At 71.7% G+C, this 13,697-nt stretch carries 14 protein-coding genes and 2 pseudogenes; 8 read left to right on the top strand and 8 right to left on the bottom strand.

The genetic code is table 11. The annotated features are described in order from the left end of the window. Positions 1–717 (top strand): hypothetical protein, encoded by a 717-nt coding sequence (locus QF037_RS07315; RefSeq protein WP_307023018.1) that lies wholly within the window; start codon positions 1–3, stop codon positions 715–717. 25 nt (positions 718–742) lie between these two features. Here the strand turns inward: QF037_RS07315 and QF037_RS07320 are convergent, their stop codons facing one another. Then, positions 743–1,108: a cupin domain-containing protein gene (locus tag QF037_RS07320; RefSeq protein WP_307023020.1), complete on the bottom strand. Its 366-nt coding sequence runs from the start codon at positions 1,106–1,108 to the stop codon at positions 743–745. A 425-nt stretch (positions 1,109–1,533) separates the two neighbouring features. Between QF037_RS07320 and QF037_RS07325 the strand changes: the two genes are divergently transcribed. Beyond that, positions 1,534–2,742: a cytochrome P450 gene (locus QF037_RS07325; RefSeq protein ID WP_307023022.1), complete on the top strand. Its 1,209-nt coding sequence runs from the start codon at positions 1,534–1,536 to the stop codon at positions 2,740–2,742. A 33-nt stretch (positions 2,743–2,775) separates the two neighbouring features. Here QF037_RS07325 and QF037_RS07330 read toward each other — a convergent pair whose 3' ends face one another. Next, the gene (locus QF037_RS07330; RefSeq protein WP_307023024.1) at positions 2,776–3,159 is read right to left on the bottom strand and encodes a hypothetical protein; all 384 of its coding nucleotides are present in this window, start codon (positions 3,157–3,159) and stop codon (positions 2,776–2,778) included. A 61-nt stretch (positions 3,160–3,220) separates the two neighbouring features. On the opposite strand from QF037_RS07330, the pseudogene QF037_RS07335 reads away from it, so the two are divergent. Continuing rightward, a pseudogene (locus tag QF037_RS07335) lies at positions 3,221–3,766 on the top strand (zinc-binding dehydrogenase); the annotation flags it as partial. Between the two features lie 19 nt (positions 3,767–3,785). On the opposite strand, the gene QF037_RS07340 reads toward QF037_RS07335, so the two are convergent. Beyond that, on the bottom strand, positions 3,786–4,751 hold the full coding sequence (locus QF037_RS07340; RefSeq protein ID WP_307023026.1) for a pirin family protein: 966 nt from the start codon (positions 4,749–4,751) through the stop codon (positions 3,786–3,788). A gap of 111 nt (positions 4,752–4,862) precedes the next feature. Between QF037_RS07340 and QF037_RS07345 the strand changes: the two genes are divergently transcribed. The 3 genes and pseudogenes from QF037_RS07345 to QF037_RS07355 all read left to right on the top strand — a co-directional run bounded on the left by QF037_RS07345 (position 4,863) and on the right by QF037_RS07355 (position 6,287). Next, positions 4,863–5,354: a MarR family winged helix-turn-helix transcriptional regulator gene (locus QF037_RS07345; protein ID WP_307023028.1), complete on the top strand. Its 492-nt coding sequence runs from the start codon at positions 4,863–4,865 to the stop codon at positions 5,352–5,354. A 373-nt stretch (positions 5,355–5,727) separates the two neighbouring features. Further along, a pseudogene (locus QF037_RS07350) lies at positions 5,728–5,889 on the top strand (MarR family transcriptional regulator); the annotation flags it as partial. Between the two features lie 50 nt (positions 5,890–5,939). Then, positions 5,940–6,287: a tetratricopeptide repeat protein gene (locus QF037_RS07355; RefSeq protein WP_171139178.1), complete on the top strand. Its 348-nt coding sequence runs from the start codon at positions 5,940–5,942 to the stop codon at positions 6,285–6,287. Positions 6,288–6,344: 57 nt separating this feature from the next. Here the strand turns inward: QF037_RS07355 and QF037_RS07360 are convergent, their stop codons facing one another. Further along, positions 6,345–7,742, bottom strand: coding sequence for a PepSY-associated TM helix domain-containing protein (locus QF037_RS07360; RefSeq protein WP_307023032.1), 1,398 nt, complete (start codon positions 7,740–7,742; stop codon positions 6,345–6,347). A gap of 139 nt (positions 7,743–7,881) precedes the next feature. On the opposite strand from QF037_RS07360, the gene QF037_RS07365 reads away from it, so the two are divergent. Further along, positions 7,882–8,526: a peptide deformylase gene (locus QF037_RS07365; RefSeq protein WP_307023034.1), complete on the top strand. Its 645-nt coding sequence runs from the start codon at positions 7,882–7,884 to the stop codon at positions 8,524–8,526. A gap of 130 nt (positions 8,527–8,656) precedes the next feature. Here QF037_RS07365 and QF037_RS07370 read toward each other — a convergent pair whose 3' ends face one another. Further along, positions 8,657–10,084 (bottom strand): dihydrolipoyl dehydrogenase family protein, encoded by a 1,428-nt coding sequence (locus QF037_RS07370; protein ID WP_307023036.1) that lies wholly within the window; start codon positions 10,082–10,084, stop codon positions 8,657–8,659. Between the two features lie 121 nt (positions 10,085–10,205). On the opposite strand from QF037_RS07370, the gene trxA reads away from it, so the two are divergent. Further along, positions 10,206–10,592, top strand: coding sequence for a thioredoxin (gene trxA / locus QF037_RS07375; protein WP_307023038.1), 387 nt, complete (start codon positions 10,206–10,208; stop codon positions 10,590–10,592). 37 nt (positions 10,593–10,629) lie between these two features. On the opposite strand, the gene QF037_RS07380 is transcribed toward trxA, so the two are convergent. The 3 genes from QF037_RS07380 to QF037_RS07390 are packed head-to-tail and all read right to left on the bottom strand — an operon-like array spanning position 10,630 to position 13,602. Further along, positions 10,630–11,808, bottom strand: a complete 1,179-nt coding sequence (locus QF037_RS07380; protein ID WP_307023040.1) for a 4-hydroxybenzoate 3-monooxygenase — start codon at positions 11,806–11,808, stop codon at positions 10,630–10,632. 39 nt (positions 11,809–11,847) lie between these two features. Beyond that, positions 11,848–12,894 carry a LacI family DNA-binding transcriptional regulator gene (locus tag QF037_RS07385; RefSeq protein ID WP_373463678.1) on the bottom strand — a complete coding sequence of 349 codons (1,047 nt, stop codon included), beginning with the start codon at positions 12,892–12,894 and terminating at the stop codon, positions 11,848–11,850. Between the two features lie 27 nt (positions 12,895–12,921). Next, complete coding sequence (locus tag QF037_RS07390) at positions 12,922–13,602, bottom strand: TetR/AcrR family transcriptional regulator (RefSeq protein WP_307023044.1); 681 nt, start codon at positions 13,600–13,602, stop codon at positions 12,922–12,924. Between the last annotated feature and the right edge of the window lie 95 nt (positions 13,603–13,697).

Consider the following 13,697-nt stretch of genomic DNA (forward strand, 5'->3'; position numbering starts at 1 on the left):
ATGGACACGCAGGCCGGACAGGACGCCCGACGCTGGCTGGCGGAGGCCGGCGTCACGCAGGTCGGCGACGACGCGTGGACCGACGGCGACTCTCCCGAGAGGCAGCTCACCACCAACGATGTCGCCCACTCCTGGGCTGGACAGGCTTTCACCGACGAACGTCTGGACCTCGCCGGGCAGTTGGGGCTGGCGTTCGGGCTGCTGGATCTCCTCGACGACTACTGGGTGACCTGCGAGATCCGCTTCGCCGACCGAGGCCCGGGCGGCCCGCTGCCGTCCGACGCCCTCTGGGACGGCTACCGGCGGCGTCTGGAGGCCCCCGAGACTGCCGATGCCGTGACCTACTCGCTGTGGGCCGACTGGTTCGAGGACCGCGACACCTGCGAGACCGCCTTCGCCGAGGTGCTCGGGCGCGACGCCGGCCGCCTGCGGACCGACAGCCCGGAACCGCTGCTCCGCCGGGCCCGCCGGGTCCTGGAGTGCTCGGGCCCGGTCCCCTGGGCGGTGAAGGAGAGTGCGTACGCCATCGCCGCTCGCCTCCCGGCCCTGCACGCGGCACTCTTCGCGGGCCTGCTGGGCAGTCACCGCGACGTCTACGGTGACCTCGACCCGTCTGCCGCGTCGGCCCTCCTCACCGGGCTGAGCCTGCCGGCGGACACCGCGCACCTGGCGGAACTGCGCGCCGCGCTCACCACCGGGCACAGCGCGGCGGGATAGGCCGCGACCGCAGAGGTCGCGAAGGTCAGCCGTCGCTCTTCTTGGCGTAGTCCTTGGCCATGCCGCCCGCGAAGTCGTAGACGACGCACTGTTCATCGCCGACCACCCAGGCGTCGTGCCCCGCCGAGACCACGAAGACATCGCCGGGACCCACCTCGCCCTCGTTGCCGTCGTCCATGCGGATGTGCATCCTGCCCTGGACCACATAGCCGTTGTGGTGGACCTGGCAGCTGCTGGTCCCCGCGAGGGGCGCCACGGACTCGGACCAGCGCCAGCCCGGTTCGAACGTCCCGACAGCGAAGTCGAGGCCCGTCAGATGGACGGCTTCCAGATGCCCTCGGGGGAAGTCCCGCCGCTCGTCCGGCTTGTCGAGGATCTTCATCTCCAGCATGTCGACGCTCCCTTCAGACCGCTCGCTCGGCCGGTCTCCTTCTCCCGGCCACCACGCGCGCGGCACCGGCAGGGGCAGAGCCCCACCACTCCATCGTCCGCCCGTCAAGCGGGAGCCGCCATTCGGGTGGGCCGCGTCCCGGCACCGCAGAGCCGGGCGAAGCGCTCGGCCCCCACGTTGCCGCCGGAGACGATCACTCCCACCCGACGCCCGGATCTCCTCGTCGGTGACCAGCGCGATCGGCTCGCCACCACAGAGGCCGGTGCCCTCACTCTTTCCCCTCCCCAAGGGGACAGATGGCGAGATCGCTGCCATCCGCCCGCGTGATCCGGCCAGATCCGGGTCCTGTCAGCCCGATGACCGGGAGTTGTCAGCTTCGCGGACTTCCATGACGCCAACTCCCTTCCCCCACCCCGAGGAGTGAGATGACCGACACCGTTCCCGACTTCCCGATGGCGCGTGCGGCCGGCTGCCCCTTCGACCCGCCCCCGGAGATGCTGCGGCTGCGGAGCGAGCGGCCCGTCGCCCGCGTCCGGCTGTGGGACGGCAGCACTCCCTGGCTCGTCACGCGCTACGAGGACCAGCGGGCGCTGTACGGCGACGCGCGTCTCAGCGTCGATCCCCGGCGGCCTGGGTTCCCCCACTTCAGCGCGGCCTTCCAGGAGGCCTACTCCCAGATGCCGCCGTCCTTCCTCAACATGGACGACCCCGATCACGCGCGCATACGGCGCATGGTCACCGGCCCCTTCACCGTCAAGCGCATCGCGGCCATGCGACCGGCCGTGCAGCGCATGACCGACCAGTTCATCGACACGATGCTGGCCGGCCCGAACCCCGCCGACCTGGTGGAGGCGCTGGCACTGCCGCTCCCGTCGCTGGTGATCTGCGAACTGCTCGGAGTCCCGTACGACGATCACGGGTTCTTCCAGAGCAGGAGCCAGGTCGGCGTCCGCCGGGACGCCTCCGTGGCAGAGGCGAGGGCCGCGAGCGGGGAACTGCTCCAGTACCTGGACGAGCAGCTCCAGGCAAAGCTCGCCGCCCCCGGCGACGACATGCTCTCCGACCTGGCCGCCCGGATGCGGGACGGCGACCTCGGCCGCCTCGACGCCGCGATGCTGGGCCTGTTGCTGCTCGGCGCGGGCCATGAGACCACCGCCAACATGATCGCGCTCGGTGTCCTGGCCCTCCTGGAACACCCCGACCAGCTGGCGCTCGTCCGCGACACCGACGATCCCAAGGTCGTCGCGGGTGCCGTCGAGGAGATGCTGCGCTATCTGACGGTGGTCCACAACGGCCAGCGCCGTGTGGTCCTGGAGGACCTCGAGATCGGCGGCGAGACCCTCCGCGCCGGAGAGGGCGTCATCATCCCCGGCGCCACCGGCAACTGGGAGCCCGACCGCTTCCCGGACCCCGCCCGTCTCGACGTCACCCGCGACGCCCGCCGCCACATGGCCTTCGGCTTCGGCATCCACCAGTGCCTGGGCCAGCCGCTGGCCCGCCTGGAACTCCAGGTCGTCTACAGCACCCTCCTGCGCCGCGTCCCGACCCTGCGGCGGGCGGTCGAACTCGACAAGATCCCGTTCAAGGACGACGGGGTGGTGTACGGGGTCTACGAGCTGCCCGTGACCTGGTAGCCGCCGGTCACGCGGCGTCAACCCGCGTCACGCTCAGTCGAGGCGGACGCCCGTGCGGCTCTCCAGGGCTTGGAGCAGGCGGGCCTGGAACTCCGCGTCCTGCGCTGCGGGGTGGGGTGGCTGCGGGCGCCGGTGGTACCGGTAGCCACCGGTCCGCGGGGTCACGTCAGGATGGGTGGCGAGCCATGTCTGTGTCCGGTGGCCGGCGGTCAGGTCGTCCGGGGCGCCCGCGCCTCCCATGCGGGTGGGGACCCAGCCGGGGTCGACCGCATGGCTGGTGGTGCCGTCCCAGCGGGAGGCGAGGGCGAGCGCGAGGGTGGTGACCCACAGCTTGATGTCGTCGTAGGCGGCGCTCGCGGTGGAGCCGGTCCGGCGCATCGAGCTGCTGAGGTAGATGAGCCGGGCCGGCTTGTCCATCAACCCCGTGAGCACATACGGCGCGACGGTGTGGACGGTGACCGCGTCCGGAACGTGCTCGGCAACCGGCTGGTACGGCGCCGTCGCCGCGCAGGCCGGTCCCGGCGCGGTCGGGCTGATGGCGATCCTGGCCGCCAGGCAGCTCGGCGCGGAGCGGGTCATCGCGATGTCCCGCCACCCCGAGCGCCAAGAACTGGCCCGCTTCTACGGCGCGACCGACATCGTCGAGGAACGCGGTGACGCGGGCGTCGCGAAGATCAGGGAACTGACCGGCGGGCTCGACGCGCACTCGGTGGTCGAGGCCGTCGGCACCCAGGAGTCGACGATGCAGGCGATCGGCGCCACCCGTCCCGGCGGCCACATGGGCTTCGTCGGCGTCAACCACGACGTCGCCATCCGCTGCTTCGACCTCTTCCTCGCCGGCATCCGCCTGGAGGGCGGCCCCGCCCCGGTACGCCGGTTCCTGCCCGAACTGATCCGGCTCATCTGGGACCGCAGGATCGACCCCGGCAAGGTCTTCGACCTCACCCTGCCCCTCGAAGAGGCCGCGGAGGGCTACCGGGCCATGGACGAGCGCCGCGCCACGAAGGTGCTCCTCACCCTGTGACCGGCGCGGGATCCGCGGGTCAGCGCACGCGTCCCCGCGGTTTCAGCGGGACCGGCGGCAACGACGGAGCGGGCAGGGGAGCACCGTCGTAGCCCTTGACCTCGCCGAAGCGTGAACCGGTCGTCCAGTCCGCACGGGCCTGTTCGATCTCCTGCTGGGTGCGGCCGATGAAGTTCCAGAACATGATCAGCTCTTCCTCGAACGGCTCACCGCCCAGGAGCATCAGGGACGCCTCCGACTCGGCGCGCAACGGCAGTTCGGTGCGGCCGCAGCCGAGGTAGAGCATGGAGCCGGGCAGGACCGGAACGCCGTCCACCCGCGCCTCGCCGGACATGGACAGCACGGCGTACTCGAAGTCCGGTTCCAGCGGGAGGCGTACGTCCGCGCCGCGGGCGAGGTTCAGGTCGGCGCCGACGATGGGCGTGTACGTCGTTCCGGGCGAGGTCGCGCCGTCGAGGGCGCCGAGGATCAGGGTGGCCGAGAGGCCGGGTGCCGTGACGACCGGCAGTTCGGCGTGGTGCTCGAAGTGCGGGTCGGTGTGGCGGTGGCTGTCGGGGAGGGCCACCCACAGCTGGGCGCCGTGGAGATAGGGGGCGTGCGACTTGGGGCTCTCCTCGGAGTGGCTGATGGCCCGCCCGGAGGTCATCAGGCCCAGCTCGCGCGGGTGGATCGTCTGGAGGCTGCCGGTCGAGTCGCGGTGCAGCACCTCGCCCTGGTGCAGCCAGCTCACCGTCTGGAGGCCCATGTGCGGGTGGGGCGGCACCTGCATACCGGGCTCGTCGGCGATGTCGTCGGGGCCGTAGTGGTCGACGAAGCACCAAGCGCCGACCATGCGGCGGCCCAGGTTGGGCAGCAGCCGGCGGACCTCGGTGGACTCGCCGAGCTTGACGGTGCGCGGGCTGAGGAGTTCGCGAACGGGCTCCGCCACCACGAAGCCGCGGCCGCCGCACAGGGCGGGAGCCGCCTCGCGATCAAGATTGCTCATGGCGCCCAACCTAGACCCGCGGGAGGCGTCCCGTCAGTCGGTCGTCCGGGCCGTCCGGGCCCGTTCCAAAAATAGTAGCCATGTACATAGTAGCCATGTACGGTATTTGTCATGAGCGAGAGTTCCGAGAAGGCGACACCCGGATTCCTGGTGTGGCGACTGTCGATGAAGTGGCGGACCGCGGTGGACCGCGCGATGGCTCCGCTGGGGCTCACCCATGCGCAGTACTCGCTGGTGGCGTCCTTGTACGGCATGCAGCGCGCCGGTGAGCGCCCCAGCCAGCGGCGCCTCGCCGACCATGTGGGCCTGGAGCCGCTGTACGTGTCCAAGCTGGCGCGGTCCCTGGAGTCCGCGGGCCTCCTGGAGCGCACCCGCGACCCTCGCGATCCTCGCGCCGTGCAGCTGGCCCTCACCGAGCAGGGCCGCGACACGACCCGGCAGGCCGTCAAGGTCGTCCAGGGGCTCCTGGAGCAGCTGCTGGCACCCTTCGGCGGCCTGGACAGCGAGCGCACGCGGGACTTCGAGCACGACCTGGTAACCCTGCTCGACGCACCTCTGGATCCGCTCGCCGTCACCGGCGAACCCGACAAGGAGCAGTCATGACCACCACCACTCCCCTGCTCAACCGTTCCTGTGGACTGAGCGGGAGTGAGCCCGTTCAGCCGCGCGCCCCGAACGGTCTTGGGCGAGCTGGTCCCCGGCGTACTCGACCCCGGGTGGCGACACGCATCCTGTGCGTGGTCCGGGCCCGGGAGGCCAGTTCCCTGCGCGACCTGGCCAGTTGGGCACGGCCAGAGGCGGCGGGGAGGCCCAGACCCATCCTCTGGTGGAGCAGGGGACCCGCACGCTGACGCCGTACCCGGTGTCCCAGGTCGCACGATCACGTTAGCCCGATCAGCCCAGCACTCCGCAAGCCCGCCAGCAGACGATCACCCGATCGAGCTAACTCGACCTCGTACGCACTCCCTGGCGAGCAGACGCCGGGCGGGAGTTGTACGAGAGGACGTCCGCCGAGACCGCGCCCATCACGGCCCGGATCTACGACGGCATCCCGACGGAGGACCTCGCCGTCGCCGGACGGGTGCTGACCCTGATCGCCGACCGGGCCGACGTCGAGCTCGCGACCCTCGACAAGTAGTGGAATATTGAACCAACTCTCTCCGTTGACGGCCTCGAAGGAGGTCCGGAGTGGAGATGACGTACTACGACCACGGAACACCGGCGGAGCGCTGGGAGCGCGCGCGGATGTTCTTCGACGCCAAGGACTACGCCGCCGCGGCGCGCGTTCTGGACGGGCTGGTCGAGGAGGTGCCGGAGCAGACCGGACCGCGGCTGCTGCTGGCCCGCTCCTACTACCACTCGGCCCAACTGCGCCGCGCGGAGACCGAGTTGCGCATCATCGTGGAGCGCGACCCGGTGGAGCAGTACGCCCGTCTGATGCTGGGCCGCACCCTGGAGCGGCAGGGGCGGCACGAGGAGGCCGGGCCGCACATCCGCCTCGCCTCCGCGCTCGCGGGTGACTTCGACACGCTCTGAGCACGACAACAGGGGCCCGGTTCCGTCATGGAACCGGGCCCCTGTGCTGCCGTACGGTCAGGCCGCCGCCTCGGCACGCCTCCCCCGCCGGTGGCTGATCTCGCCGAGGACGATGTCGACGACGAGGAACGCGGCCAGCGGAATGCCGAGGAGCGGAACGTAGTACCCGAGGACCGCGATACCCGCAACGCACGGCAGCAGGATCAGCGGGGGCACCTTCTGCCAGGCGCCGCGCGGGATCGGACGGCCGAAGGCGGAGCCGCGACCGCGCTGCCACCACATCCGGTAGCCCCACACGATCAACAGGATCAGACAGAGCGCGAGCAGCATCAGGGCGATCTGGTTGACCAGGCCGAACAGGACGCCCGTGTGCAGGTCGATGCCCCAGCGGGTCAGCTTGGCGAGGACCGGGAAGTCGGCGAACCGCAGCACGTCGGTGACCTCGCCGCTGGTCGGGTCGACCGCCACCGCGTCCTGCTTCGTGGGGTAGCTGCGCCCCACCTGCTTCACCACGTACGTCGACGCGGCGTCGGCGGGCGGGACGATCTCGACCGGGTCGCCGAGCCCCTCGGCCCGCGCCGCCGCCAGGATCTTGTCGAGGCCGACGCCGTGCTCGGCGCCCCCGGCCGAGGCGGACGCGCCGTGCCCGGAGTGGTCGCCGCCCGCGCTCGCGGAGATCGACGGGGTGGCCTGGTGCAGCGAGGTGCGCAGGACGTCGATGTTGGCGCCGGCGTAGGTGGACCAGGTCAGACCGGTCACCGACAGGAAGAGGAACCCGGCGGCGGCCCAGGCGCCGACGCCGCCGTGCAGGCCCAGGGTGCGGCGCCGCCCGCTGGTCCCGCGCAGCTTGCGCCGGGCCCGGCGGCGGGTGAACCACATCACCAGGCCGGCGCTCGCGATCACCCACAGCCAGCTCGCCGCGAACTCGCTGTAGAGGCGGCCGGTCTCGCCGAGGTGCAGATTGCGGTGGAGCTCGGAGATCCAGGTGCGCAGGGGCAGGGCGCCGGTCGAGCCGTACTGTTCGAGGGCTCCCTGGACCTCGGCGGTGTACGGGTCGACGAAGACGGCGAGGGTGTGGTCGGCGTCGACGCCCTTGACTCCGGACAGCAGCACCCGGGTCGTCGCGTCGTCCTGCGGGGAGGGGCGGACGGCCGCGACGGTGCCCTCGGGGTGGGCCTCGCGGGCGGCGGTGACCTGCTCGGAGATGGGCAGCTTGGTGTCGCCGACCGCGGAGACGGTCAACTCGTCGGCGTAGACGATCTTCTCGGCCTGGAAGGACGCGGCGTAGAGGAGTCCGGTGCAGGCGGCCACCAGAAGGAACGGCGCGACGAGCAGTCCGGCGTAGAAGTGCAGGCGCAGCAGCAGGGGGCGGAGCGGTGCCCAACTGCTGCGTGACGGCGTCGGATCGGCGGCTTTCGGGGCCTCGTCCGTGGTCCTCGTGAGAGCGGAGGTCATCGGCGGTTCTTTTCTGGGGCAGGGGACGTTTCTCGGCTGTACCGGTCCAGTAGTCGGGGGAAGAGGCCTTCGAGTTCCCAGAGGATTAAGTGACCTGCGTCACACAAAGGCGGGCAGGGGGGCATGGCATCCTGGCGCGATGGCAACTCCCCGTCATCACGCGCCCCTTGCCGGTCTGGTCGAGGAACTCCTGGCGGGCAACGGCCCGCTGCCGATCGTGGCGGCCGGTGATCCGGTGCTGCGGCGCGGGACGGACCGGTTCGAGGGGCAGCTGGACTCCGCGCTGCTGGCCCGGTTCGTCGAGGCGCTGCGGATCACCATGCACGCGGCGCCGGGCGTGGGCCTGGCGGCTCCGCAGGTCGGTGTGCCGCTGCGCATCGCGGTGATCGAGGACCCGGCGCCGGTGCCGGACGAGATCAGGGTGGCGCGCGGACGGGTGCCGCAGCCGTTCCGGGTGCTGGTCAATCCGTCGTACGAGGCGGTCGGCAGCGCGCGTGCCGGGTTCTTCGAGGGCTGTCTGAGCGTGCCGGGCTGGCAGGCGGTCGTGGCACGCCACGCCGAGGTGCGGCTGACGGGCGAGGACGAGCACGGGCGTGCGGTGGACGAGGTGTTCTCCGGGTGGCCGGCGCGGATCGTGCAGCACGAGACCGACCACCTCGACGGCCTGCTCTACCTCGACCGGGCGGAGCTGCGGTCCCTTTCCTCGGGCCAGGCGATGGCGGAGCGATGGGCGCAGCCGACGCCGGCGGAGGCGGCGGCCTCGCTGGGCTTCACGCTGCCGTAGCCGGGCTGCGGGCCGCCGTCATCGCACATCGGGGCGAACACGACACCGTGGAGCGGGCGGTGGGCACGTGGCCGGGCGCGGCCGTGGGTGACCATGACGGCCGCGCCCGGCCACGTGCCCACCGCGGGGCTCAGTTGTCGCGGTAGCTCTCCAGCAGCCGCAGCCATACCTCGCTGATCGTCGGATACGACGGCACGGCGTGCCACAGCCTGCTGATCGGCACCTCTCCGGCGACGGCGATGGTGGCCGAGTGGATGAGTTCGCCGACGCCCGGGCCGACGAAGGTCACCCCGAGGAGGATCTCGCGCTCCAGGTCCACGACCATGCGGGCGCGGCCCCGGTAGCCGTCGCCGTACAGGCTCGCGCCGGAGACGTTGCCGAGCTCGTAGTCGACGGCGCGGACCCGGTGGCCCGCCTGTTCGGCCTCCGCCAGGGAGAGGCCGACGGCGGCGGCCTCCGGGTCGGTGAAGACGACCTGGGGTACGGCGGAGTGGTCGGCGGTCGCGGCGTGCGCGCCCCAGGGGGCCGTCTCCAAAAGGGAAGCCCCGGAGGCACGGGCCGCGATGGCGGCCCCGGCGATGCGGGCCTGGTACTTGCCTTGGTGGGTCAGGAGGGCGCGGTGGTTGACGTCGCCGACGGCGTAGAGCCAGTCGTTGCCGGTGACGCGGAGGCTGTCGTCGACGTCCAGCCAGGAGCCGGGTTCCAGGCCGACGGTGTCGAGGCCGATGTCGTCGGTGCGCGGGGCGCGTCCGGTCGCGAAGAGGATCTCGTCGGCCTCGATGCGGTCACCGGCGTCGGTGACGACCACGACGGTGCCGTTCTGGCGGGTCACCGAGGCGACCGAGGTGCCGGTGCGGACGTCGGCGCCCGCCTCGGTGAGGCCCTCGTGGACCAGTTCGCCGGCGAAGGGCTCCATGCGGTTCAGCAGGCCCTTGCCGCGCACCAGGAGGGTGACCCGGGAGCCGAGGGCCTGCCAGGCGGCGGCCATCTCGGTGGCGACGACCCCGCCGCCGACCACGACGAGGCGGCCGGGCGCGGCCTTGGCGCTGGTGGCCTCCCTGCTGGTCCATGGCTTGACCTCGTCGAGTCCGGGGAGGTCCGGCAGGACGGCGCGGGTGCCGGTGCTGACGACGACGGCATGCCGGGCGGTCAGGACCTTGTCGCCCACGGTGACCGTGCGGGGGCCGGTGAGGCGGCCGTGGCCGCGGTAGAGGTCGGCGCCGATGCCCTCGATCCAGCGGACCTGGCCGTCGTCCTTCCAGTGGGAGGTGTACTCGTCCCGTCGGGCGAGGACCGCGGCCGTGTCGAGGGGGCCCTGCACGGCGGGTGCGAGACCGGGCAGGCGCCGGGCGTCGGCCTGGGCGATGACCGGGCGCAGCAGGGCCTTGCTGGGCATACAGGCCCAGTAGGAGCACTCGCCGCCGACCAGCTCGCTCTCCACGACCGCGGTGGAGAGACCGGCCGCACGGGTGCGGTCGGCGACGTTCTCCCCCACGGGCCCGGCACCGAGAACCACTACGTCGTAGGTGGTGTGCGCGATGGATTCCGTTTCCGTCATGGGGTCAGTCTTACGGGTGGTGTGCGCTCAGGCCACATGGGTAAGCGCGCGGAATACCTACTCGGCCTTTCGTGTTTTCCACGACGGCTTCGCCCCGACATCAGGAAGAGGGATTCACGCCATGAGCAAGACCGTGGAGCTCACCAAGGAGAACTTCGACCAGACGGTGACGGACAACGAGTTCGTGCTGATCGACTTCTGGGCGTCCTGGTGCGGGCCGTGCCGTCAGTTCGCGCCCGTTTACGACAAGGCCGCCGAGGCCAACCCGGACCTGGTCTTCGGCAAGGTGGACACGGAGGCGCAGCCGGAGCTGGCCGCGGCCTTCGGGATCCAGTCGATCCCCACGCTGATGATCGTCCGTGACCGGGTGGCCGTGTTCGCCCAGCCGGGCGCGCTGCCGGAGGCCGCGCTGACGGATGTGATCGGGCAGGCCCGGAAGCTGGACATGGACGAGGTCCGCAAGTCGGTCGCCGAGCAGCAGGCCGAAGCCGAGCAGAACGGTCAGTGACCGTACGGCTGTTGAGGCACCGCGTCCCGGTGGGGGCTCACCACTGAAGGGGAAGTCCCGTGTAGTTCGCGGCCAGTTCGGCGGCGGCGTGCCGGGATGCGGTGATCCGGCGCAGCCGCGCCAGCTGCAGCCGGTGCTCGAAGGGGTCCGCGTCGGGGCGGGTGTGCAGCATCGTCGTCATGTCGTACGAGAACCGGGTCGCCTGCCAGACGCGGGCGAGGCACGACTGCGAGTAGGTGTCCAGGAGTTGCTCGGAGCCGGTGCGACGCAGCTCGGCGAAGGCGCGGCCGAGCAGGCGTACGTCGGACACCGCGAGGTTGAGGCCCTTGGCGCCGGTGGGCGGAACGATGTGAGCGGCGTCGCCGGCCAGCAGGAGCCGCCCGTGCCGCATCGGTTCGTGGACGTAACTGCGCATCGGGGTCACGGACTTGGCGGTGATCGGGCCGCGGCGCAGGGTCCAGTCGGCGTCGATGGCGAAGCGGGCGGCGAGTTCGTCCCAGATGCGGTCGTCGGACCAGCCGTCCGGGTCGGTGCCGTTCGGGACCTGTAGGTACAGGCGTGACACATGCGGTGAGCGCATGCTGTGCAGGGCGAAGCCGCGCTCGCCGCGGGCGTAGATCAACTCGTCGCAGGACGGGGCGACATCGGCGAGGATCCCCAGCCAGGAGTACGGGTAGTCGTGCTCGTAAGCACGGCTCACCTCGGCGGGGACGGTGTCGCGGGCGATGCCGTGGAAGCCGTCGCAGCCGACGACCCAGTCGCAGTTCAGGGTCTGTTCGCGGCCCTCGTGCACGAACCGCACGACCGGTGCCGTGGTCTCCGGCTTCTCGATCGCGAGCGCCTGCGCCTCGAACAACAGCGGTGGTCCGTCGGCCAGTTGGAGGGCCACGAGGTCCTTCACGATCTCGGTCTGGGCGTAGATGGTGACGGTGCGACCGCCGGTGAGGACCGGGAAGTCGATGTGGTGGCGTTCCCGGTCGAAGCGCAGCTCGATGCCCTGGTGGACCAGGCCCCGGGCCTCCAGACCCTCGGCCGCGCCGCCCTCGCGCAGGGCGTCGACCGTGCCCTGCTCCAGCATTCCGGCACGCTGGCGCTGTTCGACGTACTCGCGCGTCCTGGCCTCCAGGACGACACAGTCGATGCCCGCGCGGTGCAGCAGGCGGGCGAGGAGCAGTCCGGCGGGGCCGCCGCCGATGATGCCGACCGTCGTGCGCATGGCACGCCTTCCGTGGGTGACAGCCTGGGACTCAGGCTCTCAGCTGGACTCGCGGTGCACCACCGTCGCTCCCAGCACCTTGTGCGTCTCGGGGACGGCGCCGGGGTCGCGCACCGCCCGGTCGACCAGTTCGGCGAGGTCGCGGCCGGAGGGCAGTTCGAGGTGGACCGTGCTCAGTCTGGGCCGCAGGAGGCGGCCGATCATCAGGTCGTCGGCGCCGATCAGCGCCGTCTCGCCGGGCACGTCGACCCCCTGGTCCTGGAGGGCGCGCATCAGCAGCATCGCGTATTCGTCGTTGTACGCGAACACCGCGTCCAGGCCGAGGTCGTGCCAGCGGGCGGCGAGCCGGGCGCCGGCTTCCTCGGTGTGGGCGAGGGGCAGACGGGTCACGGTGGCGTCGGTGCCGCGCAGGGCGTTGCGCACGCCTTCGAGGCGGGGCAGCGAGAAGGCCTCCAGGCCCGCCTCCTCGGGGACGACGACGCCGATGCGGCGCCGGCCGCGCTCGTACAGGTGGGTGCCGGCGCAGCGGCCGACCGCCTCGTGGTCCATGAGCAGGGCGTGGGCGCCCTCGACGGACTCGGGGCCGAGGGTGACGACGGCGCGGGCGCCGGAGCGCTTGAGGACCGCGACGCCCTTCGGGCCGAGCCCGGCGCCGGGCACCAGGACGGCGACCGGGCGGAGTTCGGCCCAGGCGCGGGCGGCCTCGTCGCCGTGCAGTCCGACGCTGCCGTGCTGCACGACGGTGTAGTCGAGGCGGCTGAGGGCCCACTGGAGTTCGTTGATGAACTGGCCGTAGAGCTGGCCGACGGGGACGGTGGGGGCGGGCATCAGGACCAGGCGGCTGTGTCCGGCGCGCAGGCTGCGGGCGGCCGCGTGCGGCACGTACCCGAGTTCCTTGGCGGCCTCGTGGACACGGCGGCGGGTGGGCTCACTGATCCGGACGGCGCTGGTGTTGTTGAGGACGTAGGAGACGGTCGCGCGCGAGACGCCGGCCAGACGGGCCACATCGGCGCTCGTGGGAACGGAGCGCGGTGCGGGCGACGCGGGGGCGGGCGTTTTCGGTATCTGCACCATGACGTGACGCATCTTTGCAGAACCTGTGCGAGTCGCCCCTCAGTGGGTCGCCCCGGTGCCCGTCACGCGGTCCACCAGATCGGCCCAGCCGGCCTCGAGGCGTTCCATCGGCATCCCGCACTCCCTGGTCAGGTGGTGGATCAGGGCGGGGTCGAGATACCCGAGCAGCGTCCGCGCCAGCAGTTCGCAGTCGGCGTCCGGCACGATCTGGCGCAGCAGGACCGTGACGTGCATGGTGAGCGCGCGGTGCGACGGGTGGGAGAACCGGCGGGTGGGCTCCGGCTCGGCGGCGAGTTGGAGGTCCAGCTGCTCGACCGTGCGGTACAGCACCGCCACGCCGAACGCCCGCAGCCGCTCCAGGGGCGGCGACCCGGGGCCCAGGGGCGGCGGGCCGCCGAGGAAGTCCTCCTGCAGCTTCTTGGCGGAGTGGTCCAGCAGCGCCATCAGCAGGCCGGTGCGGTCGCCGAAGCGGCGGAAGACGGTTCCCTTGCCGACCTGGGCCGCGGCTGCCACCGCCTCCATCGTGACCCCGGCGGCGCCGTGCTCGGCGATCAGCCGGGCCGCCGCCTCCAGCAGCCGGGCCCGGTTGCGCGCGGCGTCGGCGCGCAGGCAGGGCTCCTCCTCCGGCGTGCCGAGCTGGAGCAATTCGGCATCGCCCGCAGGTTCCTGAGACCTGGGAAACGGCGGCAGAGAGGCGGACATGACGACAGCGTAAAGCATCGGGAATGAAACTGGACCGCGGTCCGGTTAGGGTGGTAGAAGTTAAACGGACCCCGGTCCGTATTGTGACGGCACTGTTTCAGCATCTTGGAGTT

It is taken from the genome of Streptomyces canus (assembly GCF_030815415.1).
GTDB lineage: Bacteria > Actinomycetota > Actinomycetes > Streptomycetales > Streptomycetaceae > Streptomyces > Streptomyces canus_F.

Coding starts and splice junctions, on each gene's coding strand:
- QF037_RS07370 (WP_307023036.1), bottom strand. CDS start 10,084: ATGACGGAAACGGAATCCATCGCGCACACCACCTACGACGTAGTGGTT.
- QF037_RS07365 (WP_307023034.1), top strand. CDS start 7,882: ATGGCAACTCCCCGTCATCACGCGCCCCTTGCCGGTCTGGTCGAGGAA.
- trxA (WP_307023038.1), top strand. CDS start 10,206: ATGAGCAAGACCGTGGAGCTCACCAAGGAGAACTTCGACCAGACGGTG.
- QF037_RS07320 (WP_307023020.1), bottom strand. CDS start 1,108: ATGCTGGAGATGAAGATCCTCGACAAGCCGGACGAGCGGCGGGACTTC.
- QF037_RS07360 (WP_307023032.1), bottom strand. CDS start 7,742: ATGACCTCCGCTCTCACGAGGACCACGGACGAGGCCCCGAAAGCCGCC.
- QF037_RS07315 (WP_307023018.1), top strand. CDS start 1: ATGGACACGCAGGCCGGACAGGACGCCCGACGCTGGCTGGCGGAGGCC.
- QF037_RS07385 (WP_373463678.1), bottom strand. CDS start 12,894: ATGCGTCACGTCATGGTGCAGATACCGAAAACGCCCGCCCCCGCGTCG.
- QF037_RS07325 (WP_307023022.1), top strand. CDS start 1,534: ATGACCGACACCGTTCCCGACTTCCCGATGGCGCGTGCGGCCGGCTGC.
- QF037_RS07380 (WP_307023040.1), bottom strand. CDS start 11,808: ATGCGCACGACGGTCGGCATCATCGGCGGCGGCCCCGCCGGACTGCTC.
- QF037_RS07330 (WP_307023024.1), bottom strand. CDS start 3,159: ATGGACAAGCCGGCCCGGCTCATCTACCTCAGCAGCTCGATGCGCCGG.
- QF037_RS07340 (WP_307023026.1), bottom strand. CDS start 4,751: ATGAGCAATCTTGATCGCGAGGCGGCTCCCGCCCTGTGCGGCGGCCGC.
- QF037_RS07390 (WP_307023044.1), bottom strand. CDS start 13,602: ATGCTTTACGCTGTCGTCATGTCCGCCTCTCTGCCGCCGTTTCCCAGG.
- QF037_RS07345 (WP_307023028.1), top strand. CDS start 4,863: ATGAGCGAGAGTTCCGAGAAGGCGACACCCGGATTCCTGGTGTGGCGA.